General features: G+C 63.7%; 1 protein-coding gene and 1 pseudogene. Both read right to left on the reverse strand.

The genetic code is table 11. The annotated features are described in order from the left end of the window. Positions 1-600 (reverse strand): quinone oxidoreductase family protein (locus AN233_RS06265; protein WP_141654131.1); only part of this gene is annotated, 600 nt, incomplete at its 3' end. A gap of 226 nt (positions 601-826) precedes the next feature. Next, positions 827-1,029 (reverse strand): annotated as a pseudogene (locus tag AN233_RS06270) (hypothetical protein); the annotation flags it as partial.

Genomic DNA, 1,029 nt, shown 5'->3' on the forward strand with positions numbered 1-1,029 from the left:
CGCGAGCGTCTCGCTGTCGTAGTCGAACGCCACGACCGCGCCGAGGTCGCGGACTCGCTCGCGCGCTTCCGCAGAGCCAGCGGTTGCGAGCACGTCGGCACCCATCGCGTTCCCCAACTGGACGGCGGTGTGCCCGACGCCACCGTTTCCGCCGTGGACGAGACAGTACTCGGTGGGCCTGAGTCCGGCGTTTTCGACGAACGCCATCCACGCGGTCACGCCCACGTTCGGAATCGCGCCGCCGACTTCGAACGAGATGTTTTCGGGGAGATGGGCCACCTTCATCTTTGGAATCGAAGCGTACTCGGCGAAGGTGCCACCCTCGCCGTGTCCCATCCCGCCAGCGAAGACGCGGTCGCCCTCCGCAAATCCCTCGACATCCTCGCCCACCTCCGCGACGACCCCTGCCGCATCGCCGCCGGGAATCGCTGGCAACGAAACCGACCCGTAGCTTCCCGCCCGAAACCTCGCATCGACCGCGTTGACGCTCGCGGCCCGCACTTCGATGAGGACCTCGTCCGCCGCCGAGTCCGGTTGGTCCACTTCGTCGACTTGCAGTACGTCCGGCCCGCCGTGCTCGTGATAGCGAACGGCTCGCATGGGTGGTCGGTTCGACCGAGTTCTGTATGGATTCTCGGATACCAGTGATAGGTTACCGCATTCCTGCGTTGCTCACTTGCGGCGGTCGTACCCTGTGGTGTCATAGCACAAGCAATTGGCCCCGAGGAGTTGGAACTCTCAATCGGCGTATTGAGCGGCGGTGAACCGGCGGACAGCAGTCCGATATTCCGGTTGTGCCTGCAACGCAATTCTCTCCGACAGTATCTCAGATGCGCTCTTCTTCTTCATCGCCGACGAACCGCCATTCGTCATCCCGGTACTCCACGTCCGGCAGCACAATCAGGCCGGGACGGACGACCTGCTCCCACCAGCCGTCGTCCGGGTTCTCATATCCGGCGGGGTGGTCGGAAAACACCACCGTCGTAATATCCTCCTTTTGGGCGCTGGCACCTTCCCGAAGGTAGCGAT

The organism is Haloparvum sedimenti, assembly GCF_001462205.1.
Taxonomy (GTDB): Archaea; Halobacteriota; Halobacteria; order Halobacteriales; family Haloferacaceae; genus Haloparvum; species Haloparvum sedimenti.